Consider the following 25567-nt stretch of genomic DNA (forward strand, 5'->3'; position numbering starts at 1 on the left):
AGTTGGTTCGCCGCCCCCGGTTCGTGCTCCCATCAATATGACCGATCAGAATCGGGCGAGCGCGTCTTCCGTTCCTTTCGTCTGTTTGTTGATCCGGTTCGTTTGACCACAGGGTCTGGCCTAGCTGCATGAATACCCAAGAGGCGAAGATCGTCCTCGAGACTGCTTTGATCTGCGCGCAGGAACCGCTGAAACTCGGCGATTTGCGCAAGCTCTTTGCCGACGGCGTGTCGGCTGACACGGTCCGCACGTTGCTCGAAGATCTGAAACAGGATTGGTCCGGTCGCGGCGTCGAACTGGTGGCGCTCGCAACCGGGTGGCGCTTCCAGAGCAAGCCGGCGATGCGTCACTATCTGGATCGCTTGCATCCCGAGAAGCCACCGAAGTATTCGCGTGCGGTGCTCGAAACGCTCGCGATCATCGCGTACCGGCAGCCCGTCACGCGCGGCGACATCGAAGAGATTCGCGGCGTGACGGTCAATACGCAGGTGGTCAAGCAACTCGAGGATCGCGGCTGGATCGAAGTGATCGGTCATCGTGATGTTCCGGGGCGCCCGGCGCTGTATGCGACGACCAAGCAGTTCCTCGACGACCTCGGCCTGAAGGCGCTCGATGACCTGCCTGCGCTCGAAGAGCCGGCCGCGAACATCGAGGCCGCGCTGCTTGCGCAGCAGGCGATGGATTTCGACGAGGGCATGGCGGTCGCAGGCGACGCGCCGCAAACGGATGAGGCATTCGCCGGTCAATCGGCAGGATTGCCGGATGATCCCGCGGCGGACGTCGCGTCGACGCACGAAATCGCGAGCCGCGATACGCTCGATACTGATCGCGGGCAAACGGAACAAATCGAACAGGCTGGCACCGAAGCAGTGCCAGCCGGTGTGCAGCCCGAGCCGCTGCGCGCGGATTGGAGCGAGGAAGATCGCAAGCCGGCGGCCGAAGCGGTTGCCGGAGACGGAGCGGAAGCGGCCGGCGACATGCCTGGCGAGGCTGGTCAGGCCGACGCCCCCCGTTCCCGTCCTGCGGACGACGAGATGCTGGACGACACGTCCGACAGTCTCGCCGATGCCGTACGAAGCGCCAGTGCACCCATCGGTGCCGACGCGCTGCCTGACGACGAAGCAGAACCCGAACAGCGTCGCGCCTGATCGCGGCCAACTTCTTGCCGCGCCCGCGCCGGGCGCGAGACCTGACATTTTGAGGTTGTTTTGACAGATATCCACGATATTGAATCGTCCGCGCCTGCCGTGCAGGCGGCGCGTGCCGACGATGCACCGGAGCAGGGCGCTTCGGCCGAGGGTGGCGACGAGCGTCCCCGCCGCGGTCTGCGGCGAGGCCCGCGCAGCCTGATCGCGCGGCGTCGCGCGGCGGCCAAGTCGAAGGGCGCCGACGGCGAGCTGCAGGGCGGCGAAGGCGCTGACACGCAGCCGGCCGAAGCCGCCGAAGCGCAGCAGCCGGCGCGTGCACCGCGCAAGGAAGGTGCGGCCAAGGGTGCTCGCAAGCCGGCCGCCAAGCGCGAAGGTGCTGCGGCCAAGTCCCAGGGCGGTCAGGGACGTCGCGGTGGTGCATCGAAGGCTGAAAGCGGTGCGGCGAAGGTGGAAGGCGGCGATGCGTCCCAGGACGAATTGTTCGCCTACGTGACGTCGCCGGCATTCGACGCTGACAACTCCGCGGGCGGTAGCGGCGTGCGCGCGCCGATGCTGCGTCGCGGCCGCAACCAGCCGGCGAACAAGCGCGTGCTGTCGCCTGACGACGACGCGCCGAAACTTCACAAGGTGCTGGCGGAGGCGGGCATGGGCTCGCGCCGCGAAATGGAAGAGCTGATCGTTGCCGGCCGCGTGTCGGTGAACGGTGAGCCGGCGCACATCGGCCAGCGCATCATGCCGACCGACCAGGTGCGGATCAACGGCAAGCCGGTCAAGCGCAAGCTGCCGAACAAGCCGCCGCGCGTGCTGCTGTACCACAAGCCGACGGGCGAGATCGTCAGCCATGCGGATCCGGAGGGCCGTCCGTCGGTGTTCGACCGCCTGCCGCCGATGAAGACGGCGAAATGGCTTGCGGTAGGCCGCCTCGACTTCAATACCGAAGGTCTGCTGATGCTGACGACTTCGGGCGATCTTGCAAACCGCTTCATGCACCCGCGCTACAGCGTCGAGCGCGAGTACGCGGTGCGCGTCGTCGGCGAGCTGGCCGAAGGCATGCGGCAAAAGCTGCTGCACGGCGTCGAGCTCGATGACGGCCCGGCGAACTTCCTGCGCATCCGCGACGGCGGTGGCGAAGGCACGAACCACTGGTATCACGTTGCGCTGGCCGAAGGCCGCAACCGCGAAGTGCGCCGGATGTTCGAGGCAGTCGGCCTGATGGTGAGCCGCCTGATCCGTACGCGTCACGGCCCGATTCCGCTGCCGCGCGGCCTGAAGCGCGGTCGCTGGGAAGAGTTGGACGACACGCAAGTGCGCAAGCTGATGGCGACCGTCGGCCTGAAAGCGCCGTCCGAGGAAAAGGGCAAGCGCGGCGCTGCCGGCCAGGCCGAGCGACGCCAGCCCGATCCGATGCAGACGTCGATGGGCTTCATCAGCCGTGAGCCGGTGCTGACGACGCACGGGCAGCTGGATCAGCCGCGTCGTGGCGGTGGTCGCCGCGGCGGGCCGGGCCTGCCGGGCCTGAGCGGCTACGGCAGCCTGCCGGTCGCGCCGTCGGGCTACGGCAATCGCGCCGGCGGCGGTCGAGATGGCAACCGTGCAGGCGGAGGCGGGCGCGATGGCAATCGCGCTGGCGGTGGCCGTGGCGATGTCGACGGCAACCGCGCGTCGTATGGTGCAGGTCCCAAGCGCGACAGCGCGGGCCCCAAGCGCGGCGGCAGCAAGGGCGGTGGTAATCGCAACCCGAACGGCAATCGTGCCGACGGCGCCGGCAACGGCGGCGGCCCGCGCGGCGGTCAGCGTCCGCAGCGCAGCCGCACGCGCAGTCGCTGAGCATTCAGGCATGCGGTGCAAGGCCGTCGGCGTGCCGGCCGGATCGGCATCCGGCCGGTCTTGTCGACGCAAGGCATTGCGTTTATTGCTTTCGACTGTATATATGTCGCGCGGCGCTGGATGGCCGCCGGCATGTCCGATTGCCGGCATGCGTCGATCGCGCCGGTTGATCGAGCAGCCCGATTTCGCATTTTTGGGCCCGTAAAGGCAGTCGACACGCTGCTTTTACCGGCTGGCTTGGCGTTTGCGCCAAAAATCGCTATAATCGCGAAGTCGCTGGGCGTACGGATTCAATGTGCGGCTCAGGTGCGACCACCAGTAAGAAGATGGGCGTTCCGCCCATTTTTTTTTGCTGAAACGGTTAGGCATCTCGGGTAGCGCTTCCTGCGCCGGCTAAGGCGCGCGCCCGCGGGTGAATCGCGAGCGGCGGGCGCGAACACCTGAGAGGACACAGTGCAACTGACGGAACTGATAGAAACCACGGTCACCGGGCTCGGCTACGAGCTGGTGGATCTCGAGCGCACCGGGCGGGGCATGCTTTGCATCTATATCGATCAGCCTGCCGGCATCTCGCTTGAAGATTGCGAAAAGGTCACGCGTCAGCTCCAGCACGTCTTGACGGTCGAAAACATCGATTACGAACGGCTCGAAGTCTCGTCCCCGGGGCTCGACCGCCCGTTGAAGAAGCTGGCCGACTTCGAGCGCTTCGCGGGCAGCGAAGTTTCCGTGACCTTGAAAAAGCCGCTGGACGGGCGCAAGACGTACCGGGGCATTCTGCACGCGCCGAATGGCGAAACGATCGGTTTGGAATTTGAGAGGAAGAAGGGCGAGGCGGCCATGCTGGATTTCACGCTGGCCGATATCGACAAAGCCCGCCTGATTCCGCAAGTTGACTTTAGGAGCCGCAAATAATGAGTCGCGAAGTGTTGATGCTGGTGGATGCGCTGGCGCGCGAGAAAAACGTCGACAAGGATGTGGTGCTGGGCGCCCTCGAGGCTGCGCTCGCGTCCGCTTCCAAGAAGCTGTTCGACGAAGGCGCCGAAATCCGCGTCCATATCGATCGCGAAAGCGGCGAGCACGAAACCTTCCGTCGCTGGCTCGTCGTCCCCGACGAGGCAGGCTTGCAGGAGCCGGATCGCGAGATCCTGCTGTTCGAGGCACGTGAGCAGAAGCCCGACGTCGAAGTCGGCGAGTATGTCGAGGAACCCGTTCCGTCGATCGAGTTCGGTCGCATCGGCGCACAGGCCGCGAAGCAGGTGATCCTGCAGAAGGTGCGCGATGCCGAGCGCGAGCAGATCCTGAACGACTACCTCGAGCGTGGTGAAAAGATCATGACGGGTACGGTGAAGCGCCTCGACAAGGGCAACTTCATCGTCGAATCGGGCCGTGTCGAAGCGCTGCTGCGCCGCGATCAGCTGATCCCGAAGGAAAACCTGCGCGTGGGCGACCGCGTGCGCGCGTACATCGCGAAGGTCGACCGCACCGCGCGCGGCCCGCAGATCGAGCTGTCGCGTACGGCGCCCGAGTTCCTGATGAAGCTGTTCGAGATGGAAGTGCCGGAAATCGAGCAGGGTCTGCTCGAGATCAAGGCGGCTGCCCGCGATCCGGGCGTGCGCGCGAAGATCGGCGTCATCGCATACGACAAGCGGATCGATCCGATCGGCACCTGCGTCGGCATCCGCGGTTCCCGCGTGCAGGCCGTGCGCAACGAGCTCGGTGGCGAAAACATCGACATCGTGCTATGGTCGGAGGATCCCGCCCAGTTCGTGATCGGCGCGCTCGCGCCGGCAGCTGTCCAGTCGATTGTCGTCGATGAAGAAAAGCACTCGATGGACGTCGTCGTCGACGAGAACGAGCTGGCTGTCGCGATTGGCCGCAGCGGTCAGAACGTTCGCCTTGCAGGCGAACTGACCGGCTGGCAGATCAACATCATGACGCCGGACGAATCCGCCCTGAAGCAGGGTGAAGAGCGCGACCGGCTGCGTGCGCTGTTCATGGCGCGTCTCGACGTCGACGAAGAAGTTGCCGACATCCTGATCGACGAAGGCTTCACGAGCCTGGAAGAGATCGCGTACGTGCCGCTCAACGAAATGCTCGAAATCGAGGCGTTCGACGAGGACACCGTGCACGAACTGCGCAACCGCGCACGCGACGCGCTGTTGACGATGGCCATCGCGAACGAAGAAAAGGTCGAGAACGCAGCGCTGGATCTCAAGAGCCTCGACGGCATCACGCCGGAGTTGCTCGCGAAGCTGGCCGAACACGGCGTGCAGACGCGCGACGATCTCGCCGAGCTGGCTGTAGATGAACTGGTCGACATGACCGGAATGGAAGAGGATGCCGCTAAGGCGTTGATCATGAAAGCACGTGAACACTGGTTCCAGTGAGAAATGACCATGGCGCACTGATTTGATGGCGGCCGTATGGCCTGACCCGATGCTAACCGCAAGGAATCGGTCCTTGCACTAAGAGGAATGAATGGCGAGTAACAACGTAGCCCAATTTGCCGCGGAACTGAAAATGCCTGCTGGTGTGCTGCTCGAACAGCTGCAGGCAGCGGGCGTCCAGAAAGCGAGTGAAGACGATGCGCTGTCCGAAACGGACAAGGCGCGTCTGCTCGATCATTTGCGCAAGTCGCACGGCGCAACCGACGGCGACAAGCGCAAGATCACGCTGACCCGCAAGCATACGTCGGAGATCAAGCAATCTGACGCGACGGGCAAGGCTCGCACCATTCAGGTCGAGGTCCGCAAGAAGCGTACGTTTGTCAAGCGCGACGACGTGAGCGAGGGTGCGGAACAGGGTCAGGCGCAGGTCGCCGAAGCGGACGACGATGCAGAACTGAAGCGTCGCGAGGAAGAGGCGCGCCGCGAGGCCGAGCTGCTCGAGAAGCAGGCGCAGGAACTCCGCGAGCGTCAGGAACGCCTCGAGCGCGAGGAAGCGGAACGCCGCGCCCGCGAGGAGGCGGCCGAAGCCGAGCGCCGTCGCGCCGAGGAAGAGGCGGCGGCGAAGCGTGCCGCGGCCGAAGCTGCGGCGGCACAGCAGCAGGCGGTCGCGCAGCAGGCCGCTGCAGCCGAGCAGGAAGCGGCGCCTACGCAGTCCGCGCAGGACGAAGCACGCGCAGCCGCCGAACGTGCGGCGCAGCGCGAAGCGGCGAAGAAGGCTGAAGACGCGGCCCGCGAGGCGGCGGATAAGGCGCGCGCCGAGCAGGAAGAGATCAGCAAGCGCCGCGCGGCGGCGGAAGCCGAAGCGCGCGCGATTCGCGAAATGATGAACACGCCGCGTAAGGCCGTGGTCAAGGCAGTCGAGCCGCCGAAGCCGGTCGAGCCGCCGAAGCCGGCCGAAGCGAAGGGCACGTTGCACAAGCCGGCAAAGCCGGAAGGTGCGCAGGCGCGTCCGGCCGTGAAGAAGCCGGCCGGTGCAGCACCGGCAACGACGCAGGCGCCGGCAGGCGCGGGCGACCGCAACAAGAAGCCGGGCGCAGGCAAGGGCGGCTGGCAGGACGACGCGTCGAAGCGTCGCGGCATCAAGACGCGCGGCGATTCGAGCGGCGGCGTCGACCGCGGCTGGCGCGGCGGCCCGAAGGGGCGCGGCCGTCACCAGGACAGCGCATCGTCGTTCCAGGCGCCGACCGAGCCGATCGTCCGCGAAGTGCACGTGCCGGAAACCGTTTCGGTTGCCGATCTCGCGCACAAGATGTCGATCAAGGCCTCCGAAGTCATCAAGGTGATGATGAAGATGGGCCAAATGGTCACGATCAACCAGGTGCTGGACCAGGAAACGGCGATGATCGTCGTCGAGGAACTGGGCCACCGCGCGGTTGCCGCGAAGCTGGACGATCCGGAAGCGCTGCTCGTCGAAGGCGAAACCGGCACCGACGCAGAGCAACTGCCGCGTCCGCCGGTCGTCACGGTGATGGGCCACGTCGACCACGGCAAGACCTCGCTGCTCGACCACATCCGTCGCGCGAAGGTTGCCGCGGGCGAAGCGGGCGGCATTACGCAGCACATCGGCGCTTACCACGTCGAAACGCCGCGCGGCGTCATCACGTTCCTCGATACGCCGGGCCACGAAGCGTTTACGGCAATGCGTGCACGCGGCGCGAAGGCGACCGACATCGTGGTGCTGGTGGTCGCCGCTGACGACGGCGTGATGCCGCAGACGAAGGAGGCAATCGCCCACGCGAAGGCGGGTGGCGTGCCGATCGTCGTCGCGATCAACAAGATCGACAAGCCGGAAGCGAACCCCGATCGCGTCAAGCAGGAGCTGGTCGCGGAAGGCGTCGTGCCGGAAGAATACGGTGGCGATTCGCCGTTCGTGCCGGTGTCGGCAAAGACGGGCGCAGGCATCGACGATCTGCTCGAGAACGTGCTGCTGCAGGCTGAAGTGCTGGAACTGAAGGCACCGGTCGAGGCGCCGGCCAAGGGCATCGTGATCGAAGCGAAGCTCGACAAGGGCAAGGGCCCGGTCGCGACGATCCTCGTTCAGTCCGGTACGCTGAACCGCGGCGACATCGTGCTGGCGGGTACGGCCTACGGCCGCGTGCGTGCGATGCTCGACGAGAACGGCAAGCCGACGAAGGAAGCCGGCCCGTCGATCCCGGTCGAAATCCAGGGTCTGTCGGAAGTGCCGGGTGCGGGCGAGGAAGTGATCGTGCTGCCGGACGAGCGCAAGGCGCGTGAAATCGCCCTGTTCCGTCAAGGCAAGTTCCGCGACGTCAAGCTTGCGAAGCAGCAGGCCGCGAAGCTGGAAAGCATGCTCGAGCAGATGGGCGAAGGCGAAGTGCAGAACCTGCCGCTCATCATCAAGGCGGACGTGCAGGGCTCGCAGGAAGCACTCGTACAGTCGCTGCTCAAGCTGTCGACCGACGAAGTGCGCGTGCAGATCGTACACAGCGCGGTGGGTGGCATCAGCGAAAACGACGTCAACCTCGCAACGGCATCGAAGGCCGTCATCATCGGCTTCAACACGCGTGCGGATGCACAGGCGCGCAAGCTGGCCGAGTCGAACGGCATCGACATCCGCTACTACAACATCATCTACGACGCAGTGGATGAAGTGAAGGCGGCAATGTCGGGCATGCTGGCGCCGGAGAAGCGCGAAGTCATCACCGGCATGGTCGAGGTGCGCCAGGTGTTCAAGGTGCCGAAGGTCGGTACGGTCGCTGGCTGTATGGTCACGGACGGTATCGTCAAGCGCTCGTCGTCGGTTCGCGTGCTGCGCAACAACGTCGTGATCTTCACGGGCGAACTCGAATCGCTGAAGCGCTTCAAGGACGACGTGAAGGAAGTCAAGCAAGGCTTCGAGTGCGGTATGTCGGTGAAGAACTTCAACGACGTCATCGAAGGCGACCAGTTCGAAGTCTTCGAAGTGACCGAAGTCGCGCGTACGCTGTAATCGTCGCGCATCGGCTCATGGGCGGGGCAGGCTTGGGCCTGTCCCGCCCATTTTCATGGTGGCGTGCCAATACTGGCCGCCGCTTCATCCTGATAAAGGATACGGATCGATCATGTCCAGGAAACGGACTTCCCCCAATCGCAACGTTCAGATCGCCGACCAGATTCAGCGGGATCTGTCCGAACTCATCATGCGCGAGGTCAAAGACCCGCGCATCGGCATCGTGACCATCCAGAGCGTGGAACTGACGCCGGATTACGCACACGCGAAGGTCTACTTCACTGCGTTGACCGGCGACCCGGCCAAGACGCAGGAAGCGCTGAACCACGCATCGGGTCACTTGCACAACCTGTTGTTCAAGCGCCTGCACATTCATACGGTGCCGACGCTGCATTTCCACTACGACCAGACGATCGAGAAGGCCGTGGAAATGTCGCGCCTGATCAAGGAAGCGAACTCGACGCGCGCGAAGGACGACGACGAGGCCGATGCGGCTACCAAGGACGACTGAGCTCGACCGGCCTATGACGACTGCAGCATCCCAACGTCCGCGCGTGCCCCGGCGCGTGCTGGACGGCGTCCTCCTGCTCGACAAGCCGGTCGGCCTGTCGAGCAACGACGCGCTGATTCGCGCGAAGCGCCTGCTGCTCGCGAAGAAAGCCGGTCACACCGGCACGCTCGATCCGTTGGCTTCGGGCCTGCTGCCGCTGTGCTTCGGCGAGGCGACGAAGTTCTCGCAGGATCTGCTCGAAGCGGACAAGACCTACGAAGCGACGATGCGCCTCGGCCAGCGTACGGCCACCGGCGATGCGGAAGGCGAGGTGATCGACACGCGGCCCGTCGAATGCGATCGCGCGGCGGTGGAAGCCGCGCTCGTGCGCTTCACCGGCGAGATCGTGCAGGTGCCGCCGATGTATTCGGCGCTCAAGCGCGACGGCAAGCCGCTGTACGAATATGCGCGCGCGGGGCAAACCATCGAGCGCGAGGGCCGCAACGTGACGATCCTCGCACTCGAGTTGCTCGCGTGCGACTTGCCTGACGTGACGTTTCGTGTGACCTGCAGCAAGGGCACGTACGTGCGCACGCTGGCGGAGGATATCGGCGAGGCGCTCGGTTGCGGTGCGCATCTGACGATGCTGCGTCGCACGGGCGTCGGTGCGCTGACGCTCGAGCATGCGGTGACGCTCGATGCGCTGTCCGATGCCGACGACGCGTCGCGCGATGCGTGGCTCCAGCCGGTCGACGCGTTGTTGTCGACCTTTCCGCTGGTTCGTCTCGATGAAACCAGCGCGAAGCGATTCCTGCACGGCCAGCGTCTGCCGCTGTCGGCGCTCGACCCGATCGATGCGGCCGAAGGTGAGCGTGTACGTGTGTACGACGCGACTCGGCTGCTCGGTGTGGCTCGCAAGGCGAGCGGCGTACTGGCGCCGGAGCGGCTCGTCGTCACGGCGGCCTGACGCAGCCGAGCGAACGCGCGCCCGTCGAAATGAAAAAGCCCGGTCGACCGGGCTTTTTGTTTGCGTCCAGGCTGCGTGCTCAGTGCGCAGCCGATGCCGCGGCACCTGCATCGCCACCACCGGAGCGCTCGGGCTTCGTGATCCAGATCAGCCCGATCAGCAACACGAAGATCGCTGCCGAGATGTAGAACAGGTCGTTCACGCCGAGCTGCGCGGCCTGCTGCGTGGCCATGTTGTTGATCAGCCCGTGCGCCTGGTCCTGCGTCAGCCCGAGGTTGCCCATCTGCGTGACGGCCTGGTTGAACGTCGGGTTGTAGACGTTCGCCTGCTCGACCAGTTGCGCGTGATGGAAGTTGTTGCGATGGTCCCAGGCCGTCTGGAAGATCGATGTGCCGATACCGCCGCACATGATCCGCACGAAGTTCGACAGGCCCGATGCCGCAGGGATGCGATGGCCGGGCAGGCCGGACAACGTGATCGACACCAGCGGGATGAAGAAGCCCGCCATCGCGATGCCCTGCACGAGCGTCGGCAGCGTCAGCGACCATTCGTCGACGCCCGTCGTGTAGCGCGACCGCATCCAGAAGCACAGCGCAAACGTCAGGAACGACGCCGTCGAGATAAAGCGCGGATCGGTGCGCGGCAGATACTTCCCGGTGAGCGGAGACAGCAGGATGGCGAACAGCCCGACCGGCGCCATCACGAGACCGGCGTCGGTCGCGGTGTAGCCGATCTGCGTCTGCAGCCACAGCGGCAACAGCACGAGGTTGCCGAAGTACAAGCCGTACCCGATCGACAACGCAACCGTGCCGCCGGTGAAGTTCCGCATGCGGAACAGCGACAGGTCGACAACCGGATGCTCGGCGGTCAATTCCCAGATGACGAAGAACGCGAACGCAATGACGGCAGTCAGCGCGAGCACGATGATGGTCGTCGACGCGAACCAGTCGAGATCCTTGCCCTTGTCGAGCATGATCTGCAGCGAGCCGACCCAGACGACCAGCAGCGCGAGGCCTACGCCGTCGATCGGCGCGCGGCGCACGGCCGACTCCCGATTGCGGTAGATCGCCCACGTCGCGGCGGCGGCGGCGATGCCGACCGGGATGTTGACGTAGAAGATCCACGGCCACGAGTAGTTGTCCGAGATCCAGCCGCCGAGAATCGGGCCGGCAACGGGCGCGATCAGCGTCGTCATCGCCCATAACGCGAGCGCCATCGGCGCCTTGGCGCGCGGATAGCTCGACAGCAGGAGCGCCTGCGACAGCGGAATCATCGGGCCTGCGACCGCGCCTTGCAGCACGCGCGACGCAAGCAGGAACGGCAGGGTGGGCGAGAGCCCGCACATCCACGACGAGATCACGAACAGGATGATCGACGCGAGGAACAGGCGTACCTGCCCGAAGCGGTCGGTCAGCCAGCCGGTCAGCGGCACCGAGATTGCGTTCGCGACCGCGAACGACGTGATGACCCACGTGCCCTGGTCGGACGACACGCCGAGGTCGCCCGAGATGGTCGGGATCGCGACGTTCGCGATGGACGTGTCGAGCACGTTCATGAACACCGCGAGCGATACCGCGATCGTCCCGATCACGAGTTGCCCGCCCTGCAAGGGCGGGTGAGAGACAGGAGCCTGTGCCATGTCGGTTGTTTTTCCGGAGTCGGAACGGTTACATCATCTTCGCGACGGCATTCGACTTCGACGCAGCCGGCGCCGATGCGTTGCCGCCTGCGTTCTCCGCGACGATGCGGGCGATTTCGGCATCAGCTTCGTCGCCGTACTTCGCGAACACGTTGGTCTCGTAGACGGTGTTCGGTGCGTTGACGAGCTGGTCGCCGCGTTCGTCCTTGATGTCCACGTCGACCTGCATCGACAGGCCGATGCGCAGCGGGTGCTTGTCGAGATCCTTCGGATCGAGTTCGATCCGTACCGGCAGGCGCTGCACGACCTTGATCCAGTTACCCGTCGCGTTCTGCGCCGGCAGCAGCGAGAACGCCGAGCCCGTACCGGCCGAGAAGCCGACCACCTTGCCGTGGTAGACCGCCGACGAGCCATAGATGTCGGCCGTCAGTTCGACCGGCTGGCCGATGCGCATGTGCTTGAGTTGGACTTCCTTGAAGTTCGCATCGACCCACACTGCGTTCAGCGGCACCACCGACATCAGCGGCGTGCCCGGCGATACGCGCTGGCCGACCTGCACCGAGCGCTTCGCGACATAGCCGGTCACCGGCGCGGGCAGCACGTTGCGGGCGTTCGCAAGATACGCGTCGCGCACCTTCGCGGCCGCGGCGAGCACGTTCGGGTGCGAGGCGATCGTCGTGTTCGCGGTCAGCGCGCGATTCGACGCGAGCTGCTGCTGCGCGGCGTCGAGCGATGCCTGAGCGGCCTTCACGGCGTCGCGCGCGTGCGAGATTTCTTCCTGCGACACGGCGCCCGTCTGCGCGACGGCCAGGCGGCGACGCAGGTCGTCCTCGGCCTTCGACAGGTCGGACTGGCGCAGCGCGACTTGCGCGCGGTACTGGTCGTCGTTGACGAACAGGCCGCGCACCTGGCGCACCGTTTGCGCGAGATTGGCCTCGGCCTGCTGCAGCGCGACCTGCGAATCGGCCGGGTCGAGCACGACGAGCGGATCGCCGGCCTTGACCGTTTGCGTGTCGTCGGCCTTCACCGCGATCACGGTGCCGGTGACCTGCGGCGTGATCTGCACGACGTTGCCGTTCACGTACGCATCGTCGGTCCCTTCGTGGAAGCGGGCGACGAGGAAGTAGTACAGGCCATACGCGATGGCCGCGATTACGATGACCGCGACGAGCAGCGTCATCATCCGTTTGCGCTTGCCGTTGTTCTGCGGCTGCACGCTGGCGGCGTTTTGTTGGTCGCTCATGGCGATTTTCTCCGTCCGTTATTTCGAGTGTCTGCGTAGTGGTGGCGCCGGATCAGTTGGCGGCCTGTTTTGTCGGCTTGTCGGCGTCGGGTGCGGCGAGCGGCGTGCCGGTCGCGTCGAACCCGCCACCCAGCGCCTTGATCAGCGCGAACTGCATGTCGCGGCGGCGCATCTTCAGGTTGGTCACCGTCTGCTCCGATGCGAGGCGGTTGCTGTCCGCGGTCAGCACCTGCAACTGCGGCGACAGGCCGGCCTTGTAGCGGATGACTGCGAGGTCATAGGCGCGCGTCGATGCGTCGAGTGCGCGTTGCGCATCGCCCATCTGGCGATCGATCGCGCGGATCGATGCGACCTGCGTCGCGACGTCGTTCAGTGCATTGATCAGCGTCTGGTTGTAGTTCGCCACCGACAGGTCGAAGTCCGCATAGCGGCCCTTGAGCTGCGCGCGCAGCGCGCCGGCATCGAAAATCGGCAGGTGGATCGCCGGGCCGAACTGCGCCTGGCGGCTCGCGAAGTTCAGGAATTTGCCCCAGCCGAACGCATCGAAGCCGAAGCCGGCCGCGAGGTTCACGTCGGGATAGAACTCGGCCTTCGCTTCCTTCACGTCGTGCATCGCGGCTTCGACCTGCCAACGCGCGGCGACGATGTCGGGGCGGCGCGAGACGAGATCGGCCGGCAGGTTGCCGGGCAGCGCAACTTCGCCGCTCGGGTTCAGCACGGGTGCCGCGATCTGCAGCCCGCGATCCGGACCCTTGCCGAGCAGCGCGGCGAGCTGGTAGCGCACCGTCGTGATCTGGCCGTCGAGATCCGACAGCGAAGCCTGGGTCGTGGCGATATTGCCGCGAGCCGTCTGGCGTTCGACGTTGGTGTCGAGACCGGCCGACACACGGCCGTCGGTGATCTTCCCGACCGTCTCGCGGTTGGTGATCTCGCGTTGTGCGATATCGCGCAGCGCATAAAGTTGCGCGAGCGAGTTGTAGGTGCGTGCGACCGACGACGCGAGCGTGATGCGTGCCTGCTGCATGTCGGCTTCGGCCGCCTTTTCCTGCGATACGGCGGTATGCAGGCGTTCGCGGTTCTTGCCCCACAGGTCGAGCTCCCACGACGCGCTCGCGAGTGCATTGTTCTCGCTGTACCACTGGCCGCCGTACGGGGGCGGGAACAGCGCGTTCGACGAATACAGCTCGCGCGTCCACGAATAGCTGGCTTCCGCCTTCGGCATCAGGTTCGAACGCGACGATTCAATGTATGACGACGCCTTTGCGATGCGCGCCTGTGCCTGCGCGATCGACGGATTGCCCTGCAGGGCTTCGTCGATCAGCTTCGGCAGCTGCGGATCGCCGAACTGGCTGGCCCAGTCGAGCGCCGGCCACTGGCCGCCCTGGGCCGGCAGGCTCTGGGCGGATTCGAATTGCGACGCGGGGGCGATCTGCTTGTCGCTCTTGATGCCGATGTAGTTCGCGCAGCCCGCCAGTGCCAGTGCGGCGACCGCGACGGCGACGGCGGTGCGGCACGACCCGGCGCGCACGGACAACGGGGAGGATTTCATCGCGCTGATCCCTGACTCGGAATGAATGATGGACACTGCAAGGATTTCCTTACATTAATCTGTCAAAAGTAATTGTTATGGCAACTATTACGTGATGCTGCCGCCGGCGGTCTCGCAGTAGTTGCTGAGAATGCGGCGCAGCATGCTCTTCAGGAACCCGACTTCTTCCGGCGTAAACCCGTCCAGCACCTGATCGAGCACACTGCGGAAAATCGGCGGCAGCCGCTCGGCGAGCGCACGGCCTTCGTCGGTCAGCTCGAGCCGCACGACACGCCGATCCTCGATGCTGCGGACGCGGGACAGCAGGCCGCGTTTCTCGACCCGGTCGAGCAGGCGCGTGACCGCGCTCGCGTCGATCCCGTATTCGCGCGCGAGCTCGGCGGCCGTCGAGCACTTGCCGACCGCGATCATGAACAGCATGCTCGCCTGCGTGCCCGTGATGCCGAGCTCTTCCTGCGTGCGTTGCGTGACGAGGTTGGTCATCACCGACTTCACGCGCGACATCAGATAACCGACGCTGTCGTTCATCTGATACGAGGACAGCGGCGAAACAGGTGGTGGGGTAGAAGAATCCGACATAAAACCCTGAAGCTGCAATAGTTGACTAGGCAGCAGTATAGGCACAGTTGCTTGCCGCGGCAAATGTTAATCGAACGGCCAAGGGCGTGCTTTACGTCACACAAATCCCTTGTCGCAATAAGGTTTTTGGGCTCGCCGATGACGTGGGCTTCGATTGATGGGCGTGTCCGAGGGGAGGGCGAGCCGGTCGGCTCTTGCTGCGTCGCAATGTACCCGCCAGCTCTCGACATCCGCACGTGCTATAATTTGTGGCTTTCCAAGCTGCAATGCGCGCGCCCGTGAAAAACGAGCGGGCGCTTTTGCGCGTTCAAACGATTTCCAGGTTTCTATGACCCGCGCCCTTCGCAATATCGCCATCATCGCCCACGTCGACCACGGCAAGACCACGCTCGTCGACCAACTGCTTCGCCAGTCCGGCACCTTCCGCGAGAACCAGCAGATTGCGGAGCGGGTGATGGATTCGAACGACATCGAAAAAGAGCGCGGGATCACGATTCTCGCGAAGAACTGCGCGGTCGAGTACGAAGGCACGCACATCAACATCGTCGATACGCCGGGGCACGCGGACTTCGGTGGCGAGGTGGAGCGCGTGCTGTCGATGGTCGACTCGGTGCTGCTGCTCGTCGACGCCGTCGAGGGCCCGATGCCGCAGACGCGCTTCGTCACGAAGAAGGCGCTCGCGCTCGGCCTGAAGCCGATCGTCATCATCAACAAGATCGACCGTCCGGGTGCGCGGATCGACTGGGTCATCAACCAGACCTTCGACCTGTTCGACAAGCTCGGCGCAACCGAAGAGCAGCTCGACTTCCCGATCGTCTATGCATCGGGCCTGAACGGCTATGCGTCGCTCGACCCGGCTGCGCGCGAAGGCGATATGCGCCCGCTGTTCGAGGCGATCCTCGAGCACGTGCCGGTCCGTCCGGCGGATCCGGATGCGCCGCTGCAGCTGCAGATCACGTCGCTCGACTATTCGACGTACGTCGGCCGGATCGGCGTCGGCCGGATCACGCGCGGTCGCATCAAGCCGGGCCAGCCGGTCGCGATGCGCTTCGGCCCGGAAGGCGACGTGCTGAACCGCAAGATCAACCAGGTGCTGTCGTTCACGGGCCTCGAGCGCGTACAGGTCGAGTCGGCCGAAGCGGGCGACATCGTGCTGATCAACGGTATTGAAGACGTCGGCATCGGCGCAACGATCTGCGCGGTGGATACGCCGGAAGCGTTGCCGATGATCACCGTCGACGAGCCGACGCTGACGATGAACTTCCTCGTCAACTCGTCGCCGCTCGCCGGCCGCGAAGGCAAGTTCGTCACGAGCCGCCAGATCCGCGACCGCCTGATGAAGGAACTGAACCACAACGTTGCGCTGCGCGTGAAAGACACCGGCGACGAAACGGTGTTCGAAGTGTCGGGCCGTGGCGAACTGCACCTGACGATTCTCGTCGAGAACATGCGTCGTGAAGGCTACGAGCTTGCCGTGTCGCGTCCGCGCGTCGTGATGCAGGAAATCGACGGTGTGCGGCACGAGCCGTACGAGCTGCTAACCGTCGACGTCGAGGACGAGCATCAGGGCGGCGTGATGGAAGAGCTCGGTCGCCGCAAGGGCGAGATGCTCGACATGGCGTCGGATGGTCGCGGCCGCACGCGTCTGGAGTACAAGATCTCGGCGCGTGGCCTGATCGGCTTCCAGAGCGAATTCCTGACGCTCACGCGCGGCACGGGCCTGATGAGCCACATCTTCGACTCGTACGCACCGGTCAAGGACGGTTCGGTGTTCGAGCGCCGCAACGGTGTGCTGATCTCGCAGGACGACGGCGCTGCCGTGGCCTACGCACTGTGGAAGCTGCAGGATCGTGGCCGCATGTTCGTGAAGCCGGGTGACGCGCTCTATGAGGGCATGATCATCGGTATCCACAGCCGCGACAACGACCTCGTCGTGAACCCGATCAAGGGCAAGCAGCTGACCAACGTGCGTGCGTCGGGTACCGACGAAGCCGTGCGCCTCGTGCCGCCGGTCCAGATGTCGCTCGAGTACGCAGTCGAATTCATCGACGACGACGAGCTCGTCGAAGTGACGCCGCAGTCGATCCGCCTGCGCAAGCGCTTCCTGAAGGAGCACGAGCGTCGCCGCGCGAGCCGCGAAGGCGCGATCGACTAAGCGTTTCGTCCGTTCGCTGCATCACGGAAAAGGCTGCCTGCGGGCAGCCTTTTTTGCATCTGCGCAGTGCGCAATCGGGGTATCTGCAAAACACTGTTCCTGCGGGTCGTGGCAATCCGGCAAAACCCCGTCGCGCGGTGCTTTCAGGCACATTTCGCCGTGAACTTCGGTATCGGTTCTGTGATATGCTGCGCGCACGCAAGTTTTAGGTCCTTCCAAGCAAGACTTGATTCGCAATCCGCTAAACGGTCAGGCCGTGTCGCGGAAGGTTGAGCAACCCGCTATTTCTCGAGAAGCTCGAAGAAAGGTGAGCGTAAAATGTCAGATGTAATGAAGCAGTTTCAGCTGAACTCCTATCTGTTCGGCGGCAATGCTTCGTACGTTGAAGAACTGTACGATGCATACCTCAACAATCCGGCATCGGTGCCGGAGAACTGGCGAGAGTATTTCGACGCGCTGCAGAATGTACCTGCAACGGACGGTTCGAATGCCAATGACGTCGCCCATTTCCCGATCGTCGAATCGTTCGCCGAGCGTGCGAAGGCCAATGCCTTCATCCCGCGCGAAAGCACCACCAATCTGGCTGCGGCACGCAAGCAAGTGCACGTCCAGTCCCTCATCAGCGCCTATCGCTTCCTCGGCTCGCAATGGGCCAATCTGGATCCCCTGAAGCGTCGCGAACGTCCCGCCATTCCCGAACTCGAACCCGCGTTCTACGATTTCTCCGAAGGCGACCTCGACCAGACGTACAGCGCAAGCAACCTGTACTTCGGTTTCGACCAGGCTTCGCTGCGCGACATCGTCAAGGGCCTGCGCGACACGTACTGCGGCACGATCGGCGCCGAATACATGTACATCAGCGACCCGGAACAGAAGCGCTGGTGGCAGGAGCGCCTGGAGTCGACCCGCGCGACGCCGAACTTCTCGGCCGACGAGAAGAAGCACATCCTGAATCGCCTGACGGCCGCTGAAGGCCTCGAGCGCTACCTGCATACCAAGTACGTCGGCCAGAAGCGCTTCTCGCTCGAAGGCGGCGAAAGCTTCATCGCGGCGATGGACGAAGTCGTCCAGCACTCGGGCAAGCGCGGCGTGCAGGAAATCATCATCGGCATGGCCCACCGTGGCCGTCTGAACGTGCTGGTCAATACGCTGGGCAAGATGCCGGCCGACCTGTTCGCAGAATTCGAAGGCAAGCACGTCGACGACCTGCCGGCCGGTGACGTGAAATACCACAAGGGCTTCTCGTCGGACGTGTCGACGGAAGGCGGCCCGGTCCACCTGTCGCTCGCGTTCAACCCGTCGCACCTCGAAATCGTGAACCCGGTGGTCGAAGGTTCGGCGAAGGCGCGGATGGATCGTCGCGGCGACGAAGACGGCCTGCAAGTGCTGCCGGTGCAGATCCACGGCGACGCGGCCTTCGCTGGCCAGGGCGTCGTGATGGAAACGCTGAACCTCGCGCAGACGCGTGGCTACGGCACGCACGGCACGCTGCATATCGTCATCAACAACCAGATCGGCTTCACGACGTCCGACCCGCGCGATGCGCGCTCGACGCTGTACTGTACCGACGTCGTCAAGATGATCGAGGCGCCGGTGCTGCACGTGAACGGCGACGATCCGGAAGCCGTCGTGCTCGCGATCCAGATCGCGATCGACTACCGGATGCAGTTCCACAAGGATGTCGTGATCGACATCGTCTGCTTCCGCAAGCTGGGCCACAACGAGCAGGACACGCCGGCGGTCACGCAGCCGCTGATGTACAAGAAGATCGCGCAGCACCCGGGCACCCGTGCGCTGTACGCCGAGAAGCTCGTGCAGCAGGGCGTGATCACCGCGGAAGACGCCGACAACTACGTGAAGGCGTACCGCAAGGCGATGGACGACGGCCACCACACGGTCGATCCGGTCCTGTCGAACTACAAGAGCAAGTACGCAGTTGACTGGGTTCCGTTCCTGAACCGCAAGTGGACGGATGCAGCCGATACGGCCGTGCCGCTCGCTGAGCTGAAGCGCCTCGGCGAACGCATCACGACGGTCCCGGAAAACTTCAAGGTCCACCCGCTCGTCGAGCGCGTGATCAACGACCGTCGCAACATGGCGCGTGGCGACCAGCCGCTCGACTGGGGCATGGGCGAACACCTCGCGTTCGCGTCGCTCGTCGCATCGGGTTACTCGGTGCGCCTGACGGGCCAGGACTCGGGCCGCGGCACGTTCACGCACCGTCACGCGGTGCTGCACGACCAGAACCGCGAGCGCTGGAACGACGGCACGTACGTGCCGCTGCAGAACATCGCTGATGGCCAGGCGAAGTTCACGGTGATCGACTCGGTGCTGTCGGAAGAAGCCGTGCTGGGCTTCGAATACGGTTACTCGACCGCCGAGCCGAACACGCTCGTGCTGTGGGAGGCGCAGTTCGGCGACTTCGTCAACGGCGCGCAGGTCGTGATCGACCAGTTCATCTCGTCGGGCGAAGTGAAGTGGGGCCGCGTGTCGGGCCTGACGATGCTGCTGCCGCACGGCTACGAAGGCCAGGGTCCGGAACACTCGTCGACGCGTATCGAGCGTTTCCTGCAACTGTGCGCGGATCACAACATGCAGGTCGTTCAACCGACGACGCCGGCGCAGATTTTCCACCTGCTGCGTCGCCAGATGATCCGCCTGTTCCGCAAGCCGCTGATCGTCGCTACGCCGAAGTCGCTGCTGCGTCACAAGGAAGCTGTGTCGGACCTGTCGGAACTCGCGAAGGGTTCGTTCCAGCCGGTGCTGGGCGAAACCGACGGCGGCATCGACGCGAAGAAGGTCAAGCGCGTGCTGGTGTGCTCGGGCCGCGTGTATTACGACCTCGTCGCACATCGCCGCGAAACGAAGGCGAACGACGTCGCGATCATCCGTATCGAGCAGCTGTATCCGTTCGCGCACAAGCAGTTCGAAGCCGAAATGAAGAAGTACGAGAACGCGACTGAAGTGGTCTGGGTGCAGGACGAGCCGCAGAACCAGGGCCCCTGGTTCTACGTCGAGCACCATCTGAAGGAAGGCATGAAGGAAGGGCAGAAGCTGGCATACAGCGGCCGTCCGGCTTCGGCCTCGCCGGCGGTTGGCTACTACGCGAAGCACTACGAGCAGCAGAAGGCCCTCATCGAAGGTGCTTTCGGCCGCCTGAAGAGCGCATCGATCGCGAAATAACCGACGGAAGCGAAACGGGAAGGCGCCATGCGCTTTCCCGTCTCTTTTGGCCTGCCGGGCGCGTGGCGCGCCGCACCGGCCGAAGGAATCGCACGAACCTCGTCATACCCCAGATTAAGCATCCAGGAAAATCACATGGCTATCGTAGAAGTCAAAGTCCCCCAGCTTTCGGAGTCGGTTTCGGAAGCCACCATGCTGCAGTGGAAGAAGAAGCCGGGCGAAGCAGTTGCTCAAGACGAAATCCTGATCGAACTCGAGACCGACAAGGTCGTGCTCGAAGTGCCGGCACCGGCCGCGGGCGTGCTCGCGCAAGTGCTGCAGAACGACGGTGACACCGTCGTTGCCGATCAACTGATCGCAACGATCGACACCGAAGCGAAGGCAGGTGCAGCCGAAGCTGCGGCGGGCGCCGCCGAAGTCAAGCCGGCGGCAGCACCTGCTGCAGCCGCACCGGCAGCGCAGCCGGTCGCCGCTACGGCATCGTCGGCGACCGCATCGCCGGCCGCATCGAAGCTGCTGGCCGAGAAGGGCCTGTCGGCGGGCGACGTCGCAGGTTCGGGCCGCGACGGCCGCGTCACGAAGGGCGACGCGCTGGCAGCAGGCAGCGCACCGAAGGCCGCTCCGGCTGCCGCACCGGCCAAGACGGCCGCTGCGAAGCCGTCGCTGCCGGAAGTGAAGGTGCCGGCATCGGCTGCGACCTGGCTGAACGACCGTCCGGAACAACGCGTGCCGATGTCGCGCCTGCGTGCGCGTATTGCCGAGCGTCTGCTCGAGTCGCAGCAGACCAACGCGATCCTGACGACGTTCAACGAAGTGAACATGGCCCCGGTCATGGAGCTGCGTAACAAGTACAAGGACAAGTTCGAGAAAGAGCATGGCGTGAAGCTCGGTTTCATGTCGTTCTTCGTGAAGGCGGCTGTCCACGCACTGAAGAAGTTCCCGCTCGTGAACGCGTCGATCGACGGTAACGACATCGTCTACCACGGCTACTTCGACATCGGTATCGCTGTCGGCTCGCCGCGCGGCCTCGTCGTGCCGATTCTGCGCAATGCGGATCAACTGAGCCTCGCCGAAATCGAAAAGAAGATCGCCGAGTTCGGCCAGAAAGCGAAGGACGGCAAGCTGTCGATCGAGGAAATGACGGGTGGTACGTTCTCGATCTCGAACGGCGGCGTGTTCGGCTCGATGCTGTCGACCCCGATCATCAACCCGCCGCAGTCGGCAATCCTCGGCGTGCACGCGACGAAGGAGCGTCCGGTCGTCGAAAACGGCCAGATCGTGATCCGTCCGATCAACTACCTCGCGCTGTCGTACGACCACCGCATCATCGACGGCCGCGAAGCCGTGCTGTCGCTTGTCGCGATGAAGGATGCGCTGGAAGATCCGGCACGCCTGCTGCTCGACCTGTAAGCCGAGTTTCACCGCATTGACCCGCACCGCACGGGCGCGCGACACGCGCGGCCCGTGCGGTTGCACAAGAAGAAAGGATTGTCATGTCCAAGGAATTTGACGTCGTCGTGATCGGCGCCGGCCCCGGCGGCTACATCGCCGCGATCCGCGCCGCGCAGCTCGGCAAGACCGTTGCCTGTATCGAGAAGTGGAAGAACCCGGCCGGCGCGCTGAAGCTCGGCGGCACGTGCCTGAACGTCGGCTGCATCCCGTCGAAGGCGCTCCTCGCGTCGTCGGAAGAGTTCGAGAACACGTCGCACCACCTGGCCGACCACGGCATCACGGTTGACGGCGTGAAGATCGACGTCGCGAAGATGCTCGGCCGCAAGGACGCGATCGTCGAGAAGATGACGAGCGGGATCGAGTTCCTGTTCAAGAAGAACAAGATCACCTGGCTGAAGGGCCATGGCAAGTTCACCGGCAAGACCGACGCCGGCGTGCAGATCGAAGTGAGCGGCGAAGGTGAAACCGAAGTCGTCACCGCGAAGAACGTGATCATCGCGACGGGCTCGAAGGCGCGTCACCTGCCGGGCATCCCGGTCGACAACAAGATTGTGTCGGACAACGAAGGTGCGCTGACGTTCGACGCGGTGCCGAAGAAGCTCGCCGTGATCGGTGCAGGCGTGATCGGCCTCGAACTCGGTTCGGTGTGGCGTCGCCTGGGTGCCGAAGTGACGGTGCTCGAAGCGCTGCCGGCATTCCTCGGCGCAGCTGACGAAGCGCTCGCGAAGGAAGCAGCCAAGCTGTTCAAGAAGCAGGGCCTCGACATCCATCTCGGCGTGAAGATCGGCGAAGTGAAGACGACCGCGAACGGCGTGTCGATCGCCTACACCGACAAGGACGGCAACGCGCAGACGCTCGACGCCGACCGCCTGATCGTGTCGGTTGGCCGCGTGCCGAACACCGACAACCTCGGCCTCGAGGCGATCGGCCTGAAGGCGAACGAACGCGGCTTCATCGACGTGGACGACCACTGCCGCACGGCGGTGCCGAACGTGTACGCGATCGGCGACGTGGTGCGTGGCCCGATGCTCGCGCACAAGGCGGAAGACGAAGGCGTGCTGGTCGCGGAAGTGATCGACGGCCAGAAGCCGCACATCGACTACAACTGCATTCCGTGGGTGATCTACACGTACCCGGAAATCGCATGGGTCGGCAAGACGGAGCAGCAGCTGAAGGCGGAAGGCCGCGAGATCAAGTCGGGCAAGTTCCCGTTCTCGATCAACGGTCGCGCGCTCGGCATGAACGCGCCGGACGGCTTCGTGAAGATGATCGCGGACGCGAAGACCGACGAACTGCTCGGCGTGCACGTGATCGCGGCGAACGCGTCGGACCTGATCGCGGAAGCCGTGGTGGCGATGGAATTCAAGGCGGCGTCGGAAGACATCGCCCGTATCTGCCATCCGCACCCGTCGATGTCGGAAGTGATGCGCGAAGCGGCGCTCGCCGTCGACAAGCGTTCGCTGAACAGCTGAGTGCGGTATAGCGCCGGCCGGCCATCGGCCGGCGCAGCCGTCTCATGACGAGGGCGGGCGGGGTTACCCGTCCGCCTTCGTTTTTTCCGGTTTGCCCGATGAACGTCACCGAATACTACACGCGCGAACTGACCACGCGCGGCTATCAGTCCGATCCCGCGCAGCGCGCGGCCGTCGATCGCCTGCAGCACTGTTTCGACGAGTGGGTCGAGTACAAGGCGCGCCGCTCGAACGCATTCAAGAAGCTCATCAATCATCCCGACCTCCCGCGCGGCGTCTACATGTGGGGCGGCGTCGGTCGCGGCAAGAGCTTCCTGATGGACAGTTTCTACGCGGTCGTGCCCGTGCAGCGCAAGACGCGCCTGCATTTCCACGAATTCATGCGCGAGGTGCACCGCGAGCTCGAGGAATTGAAAGGGCAGGCCGATCCGCTCGACGAACTCGCACGGCGCATCGCGAAGCGCTATCGGCTGATCTGCTTCGACGAGTTCCACGTGTCGGATATTGCCGATGCGATGATCCTGTATCGTCTGCTCGACCGCCTGTTCAACAACGGCGTGCAGTTCGTGATGACGTCCAACTACGATCCCGATGACCTGTATCCGGACGGCCTGCATCGTGACCGCATGCTGCCGGCGATCGCGCTGATCAAGTCCAAGCTCGACGTGCTCAACGTCGATGCGGGCGTCGATTATCGCCAGCGCACGCTTGCGCAGGTGAAGATGTATCACACGCCGCTCGGCGCCGACGCCGATCGCGAATTGCGGCATGCGTTCCAGAAGCTCGCTGCCGTTCCCGACGAAAGCCCGCTCCTGCATATCGAGAAGCGCGAGCTGAAGGCGCTGCGCAAGGCGGACGGTGTCGTATGGTTCGATTTCGCGACGCTGTGCGGCGGCCCGCGCTCGCAGAACGACTATCTCGAGCTCGCAAGCCGCTTCCACGCGATCGTGCTGTCCGAGGTGCCGCAGATGTCGCCGCGGATGGCGTCCGAGGCGCGCCGCTTCACGTGGCTCATCGACGTGCTGTACGACCACAAGGTCAAGCTGCTGATGTCCGCGGCGGTGCCGGCGGAGCAGTTGTACGTCGAAGGCCCGATGGCCAACGAGTTTGCACGGACGGTGTCGCGAATCGTCGAAATGCAGTCGAAGGAATATATCGAAACGCCGCGCCGCATCGTCGATACGTCGCTGACCTGAGTGCGATTCCCGGCAACGGGCGGGATTTAAACGTCAATTCCGGTCAAATCAACGCAATCTCGGGGTATTTTCGGATTTGTCTTATATTCATTGTTGAGGTGAGCCGATATCGTTGTGTCATGGTTACTAAGGCTGGAGGGATCCATGACACCGTATCGCGATCTGACCGAACACGAGTGGCGCTGCGTCGCGCCGCTTCTGCCCGAAATGCAGCCGCGCACCGAGTTGCGCGGCCGTCCGTTGGCCAATACGCGTGCCGTCCTGAACGGCGTGCTCTGGGTGATCTACAGTGGCGCAACGTGGTCGGCCATGCCGCGCCGTTACCCTTCGTACCAAACTTGCCATCGGCGCTTCAAGGTCTGGCACGAGACGGGTACGTTGATGAGTATCATGCGCGAGCTCTATGGCGACGCAGGCGTCAATCTGTGCAATGAATTGTCCACGCGAATGCGCAAGCACACGCAATCGAAAGCGGCGGAAGCGCGCAGCAATGTGGCGCCCGTGTATCGCGCACCTGGCAGCTATGCGCCAGACGCGCTGAAACATGCAGCGTGATGTTCGCGGGTTCCCGTTACGCGCGCACCAAAACAAAATCGGCCTGACGACTTCGTCGCAGGCCGATTTTTTCATTGAGCCGCGCGTTTAAGCGCGAGCCGCATTATTGCTGGCGAACCCAGGTCTGCGAACGACCGAGCAGCGACACGCCGATGTAACCGCGCACGATGAGTTTCTGGCCGCCGTCTTCAAGCGTCATCTTGCACTTGTAGACCTTGCCGTTCTCCGGGTCGAGAATGTTGCCGCCGTCCCAGTGGTCGCCTTCCTTCTTCATTGCCTTGATGATCGTCATGCCCTTGATGAGCTGATCCTTGCGTTCGTCCGTGCAGGCGGTGCAGCGGCGATCAGGCGTATCGTTCGCACCGAGGCCCTTGACGACCTTGCCGGTCAGCGCACCGTCGCCGTCCTCGGCGATCTGCACGAGTGCCTTCGGCTGATGCGTGTTGTCGTCGATCGTCTGCCACATGCCGATGGGGCTGTCTGCCTGTGCGAACGTGGGGGCAGCGCAAGCGAGCAGTACGCCGGCGACGGCGATTGCACGAAACGGGCGGGTCAGTTGAATCATTGTCGTCCTCCTTGTTTTGCATGTCGTGTTCGATTTGCCCGCACGACCGTCTGCATGGGGCGGGCATGTTGCGAGCTTCGCCAGAATACGTGAAACAGCGCGCCACGTTTGATAGAGGGGACTCTAATCGAAACAGCCCGCGTGGCGCGG

The 25567-nt window shown here is 64.2% G+C and carries 18 protein-coding genes; 13 read left to right on the forward strand and 5 right to left on the reverse strand.

Annotated elements, in window-relative coordinates:
- Positions 1-128: 128 nt before the first annotated feature.
- The 7 genes from scpB (at position 129) to truB (ending at position 9829) form a co-directional block, all read left to right on the forward strand.
- On the forward strand, positions 129-1148 hold the full coding sequence (gene scpB / locus LGN17_RS18885) for an SMC-Scp complex subunit ScpB (protein WP_226198113.1): 1020 nt from the start codon (positions 129-131) through the stop codon (positions 1146-1148).
- Positions 1149-1208: 60 nt separating this feature from the next.
- Positions 1209-2975, forward strand: a complete 1767-nt coding sequence (gene rluB, locus LGN17_RS18890) for a 23S rRNA pseudouridine(2605) synthase RluB (protein ID WP_226198114.1) — start codon at positions 1209-1211, stop codon at positions 2973-2975.
- Positions 2976-3428: 453 nt separating this feature from the next.
- Positions 3429-3887, forward strand: coding sequence for a ribosome maturation factor RimP (gene rimP, locus LGN17_RS18895; protein WP_014897219.1), 459 nt, complete (start codon positions 3429-3431; stop codon positions 3885-3887).
- Complete coding sequence (nusA, locus tag LGN17_RS18900) at positions 3887-5362, forward strand: transcription termination factor NusA (RefSeq protein ID WP_006476166.1); 1476 nt, start codon at positions 3887-3889, stop codon at positions 5360-5362. Before rimP ends, nusA begins: the two co-directional genes overlap by 1 nt.
- A gap of 91 nt (positions 5363-5453) precedes the next feature.
- Positions 5454-8372 carry a translation initiation factor IF-2 gene (infB, locus tag LGN17_RS18905; RefSeq protein ID WP_226198115.1) on the forward strand — a complete coding sequence of 973 codons (2919 nt, stop codon included), beginning with the start codon at positions 5454-5456 and terminating at the stop codon, positions 8370-8372.
- Positions 8373-8484: 112 nt separating this feature from the next.
- Positions 8485-8883 (forward strand): 30S ribosome-binding factor RbfA, encoded by a 399-nt coding sequence (rbfA, locus tag LGN17_RS18910; RefSeq protein WP_021162402.1) that lies wholly within the window; start codon positions 8485-8487, stop codon positions 8881-8883.
- Positions 8884-8896: 13 nt separating this feature from the next.
- The gene (truB, locus tag LGN17_RS18915) at positions 8897-9829 is read left to right on the forward strand and encodes a tRNA pseudouridine(55) synthase TruB (protein ID WP_226198116.1); all 933 of its coding nucleotides are present in this window, start codon (positions 8897-8899) and stop codon (positions 9827-9829) included.
- Between the two features lie 79 nt (positions 9830-9908).
- On the opposite strand, the gene LGN17_RS18920 is transcribed toward truB, so the two are convergent.
- The 4 genes from LGN17_RS18920 to LGN17_RS18935 all read right to left on the reverse strand — a co-directional run bounded on the left by LGN17_RS18920 (position 9909) and on the right by LGN17_RS18935 (position 14839).
- Complete coding sequence (locus LGN17_RS18920; RefSeq protein ID WP_226198117.1) at positions 9909-11468, reverse strand: DHA2 family efflux MFS transporter permease subunit; 1560 nt, start codon at positions 11466-11468, stop codon at positions 9909-9911.
- Positions 11469-11496: 28 nt separating this feature from the next.
- Entirely contained in the window at positions 11497-12711 is a 1215-nt protein-coding gene (locus tag LGN17_RS18925) for an efflux RND transporter periplasmic adaptor subunit (protein ID WP_226198118.1), read from the reverse strand.
- Between the two features lie 52 nt (positions 12712-12763).
- Positions 12764-14260 carry an efflux transporter outer membrane subunit gene (locus tag LGN17_RS18930; protein ID WP_226198119.1) on the reverse strand — a complete coding sequence of 499 codons (1497 nt, stop codon included), beginning with the start codon at positions 14258-14260 and terminating at the stop codon, positions 12764-12766.
- Positions 14261-14347: 87 nt separating this feature from the next.
- On the reverse strand, positions 14348-14839 hold the full coding sequence (locus LGN17_RS18935) for a MarR family winged helix-turn-helix transcriptional regulator (RefSeq protein WP_175970144.1): 492 nt from the start codon (positions 14837-14839) through the stop codon (positions 14348-14350).
- Between the two features lie 328 nt (positions 14840-15167).
- Between LGN17_RS18935 and typA the strand changes: the two genes are divergently transcribed.
- The 6 genes from typA to LGN17_RS18965 all read left to right on the forward strand — a co-directional run bounded on the left by typA (position 15168) and on the right by LGN17_RS18965 (position 24852).
- Positions 15168-16994, forward strand: coding sequence for a translational GTPase TypA (typA, locus tag LGN17_RS18940; RefSeq protein WP_226198120.1), 1827 nt, complete (start codon positions 15168-15170; stop codon positions 16992-16994).
- A 318-nt stretch (positions 16995-17312) separates the two neighbouring features.
- Positions 17313-20177 (forward strand): 2-oxoglutarate dehydrogenase E1 component, encoded by a 2865-nt coding sequence (locus LGN17_RS18945; protein ID WP_226198121.1) that lies wholly within the window; start codon positions 17313-17315, stop codon positions 20175-20177.
- Positions 20178-20312: 135 nt separating this feature from the next.
- Positions 20313-21587 (forward strand): 2-oxoglutarate dehydrogenase complex dihydrolipoyllysine-residue succinyltransferase, encoded by a 1275-nt coding sequence (gene odhB / locus LGN17_RS18950; protein WP_226198157.1) that lies wholly within the window; start codon positions 20313-20315, stop codon positions 21585-21587.
- 83 nt (positions 21588-21670) lie between these two features.
- A complete protein-coding gene (lpdA, locus tag LGN17_RS18955; protein WP_085038893.1) occupies positions 21671-23101 on the forward strand; it encodes a dihydrolipoyl dehydrogenase in 1431 nt (476 codons plus the stop codon).
- A 98-nt stretch (positions 23102-23199) separates the two neighbouring features.
- Positions 23200-24297 carry a cell division protein ZapE gene (gene zapE, locus LGN17_RS18960; RefSeq protein WP_226198122.1) on the forward strand — a complete coding sequence of 366 codons (1098 nt, stop codon included), beginning with the start codon at positions 23200-23202 and terminating at the stop codon, positions 24295-24297.
- Between the two features lie 144 nt (positions 24298-24441).
- The gene (locus tag LGN17_RS18965; protein WP_226198123.1) at positions 24442-24852 is read left to right on the forward strand and encodes a transposase; all 411 of its coding nucleotides are present in this window, start codon (positions 24442-24444) and stop codon (positions 24850-24852) included.
- Positions 24853-24955: 103 nt separating this feature from the next.
- On the opposite strand, the gene LGN17_RS18970 is transcribed toward LGN17_RS18965, so the two are convergent.
- The gene (locus tag LGN17_RS18970) at positions 24956-25417 is read right to left on the reverse strand and encodes a DUF2147 domain-containing protein (RefSeq protein WP_175014796.1); all 462 of its coding nucleotides are present in this window, start codon (positions 25415-25417) and stop codon (positions 24956-24958) included.
- Positions 25418-25567 lie beyond the last annotated feature (150 nt).

This window comes from Burkholderia sp. AU30280 (genome assembly GCF_020420125.1).
GTDB lineage: Bacteria > Pseudomonadota > Gammaproteobacteria > Burkholderiales > Burkholderiaceae > Burkholderia.

Coding starts and splice junctions, on each gene's coding strand:
- scpB (WP_226198113.1), top strand. CDS start 129: ATGAATACCCAAGAGGCGAAGATCGTCCTCGAGACTGCTTTGATCTGC.
- nusA (WP_006476166.1), top strand. CDS start 3,887: ATGAGTCGCGAAGTGTTGATGCTGGTGGATGCGCTGGCGCGCGAGAAA.
- infB (WP_226198115.1), top strand. CDS start 5,454: ATGGCGAGTAACAACGTAGCCCAATTTGCCGCGGAACTGAAAATGCCT.
- rbfA (WP_021162402.1), top strand. CDS start 8,485: ATGTCCAGGAAACGGACTTCCCCCAATCGCAACGTTCAGATCGCCGAC.
- truB (WP_226198116.1), top strand. CDS start 8,897: ATGACGACTGCAGCATCCCAACGTCCGCGCGTGCCCCGGCGCGTGCTG.
- LGN17_RS18920 (WP_226198117.1), bottom strand. CDS start 11,468: ATGGCACAGGCTCCTGTCTCTCACCCGCCCTTGCAGGGCGGGCAACTC.
- LGN17_RS18925 (WP_226198118.1), bottom strand. CDS start 12,711: ATGAGCGACCAACAAAACGCCGCCAGCGTGCAGCCGCAGAACAACGGC.
- LGN17_RS18930 (WP_226198119.1), bottom strand. CDS start 14,260: ATGAAATCCTCCCCGTTGTCCGTGCGCGCCGGGTCGTGCCGCACCGCC.
- LGN17_RS18935 (WP_175970144.1), bottom strand. CDS start 14,839: ATGTCGGATTCTTCTACCCCACCACCTGTTTCGCCGCTGTCCTCGTAT.
- typA (WP_226198120.1), top strand. CDS start 15,168: ATGACCCGCGCCCTTCGCAATATCGCCATCATCGCCCACGTCGACCAC.
- LGN17_RS18945 (WP_226198121.1), top strand. CDS start 17,313: ATGTCAGATGTAATGAAGCAGTTTCAGCTGAACTCCTATCTGTTCGGC.
- odhB (WP_226198157.1), top strand. CDS start 20,313: ATGGCTATCGTAGAAGTCAAAGTCCCCCAGCTTTCGGAGTCGGTTTCG.
- lpdA (WP_085038893.1), top strand. CDS start 21,671: ATGTCCAAGGAATTTGACGTCGTCGTGATCGGCGCCGGCCCCGGCGGC.
- zapE (WP_226198122.1), top strand. CDS start 23,200: ATGAACGTCACCGAATACTACACGCGCGAACTGACCACGCGCGGCTAT.
- LGN17_RS18965 (WP_226198123.1), top strand. CDS start 24,442: ATGACACCGTATCGCGATCTGACCGAACACGAGTGGCGCTGCGTCGCG.
- LGN17_RS18970 (WP_175014796.1), bottom strand. CDS start 25,417: ATGATTCAACTGACCCGCCCGTTTCGTGCAATCGCCGTCGCCGGCGTA.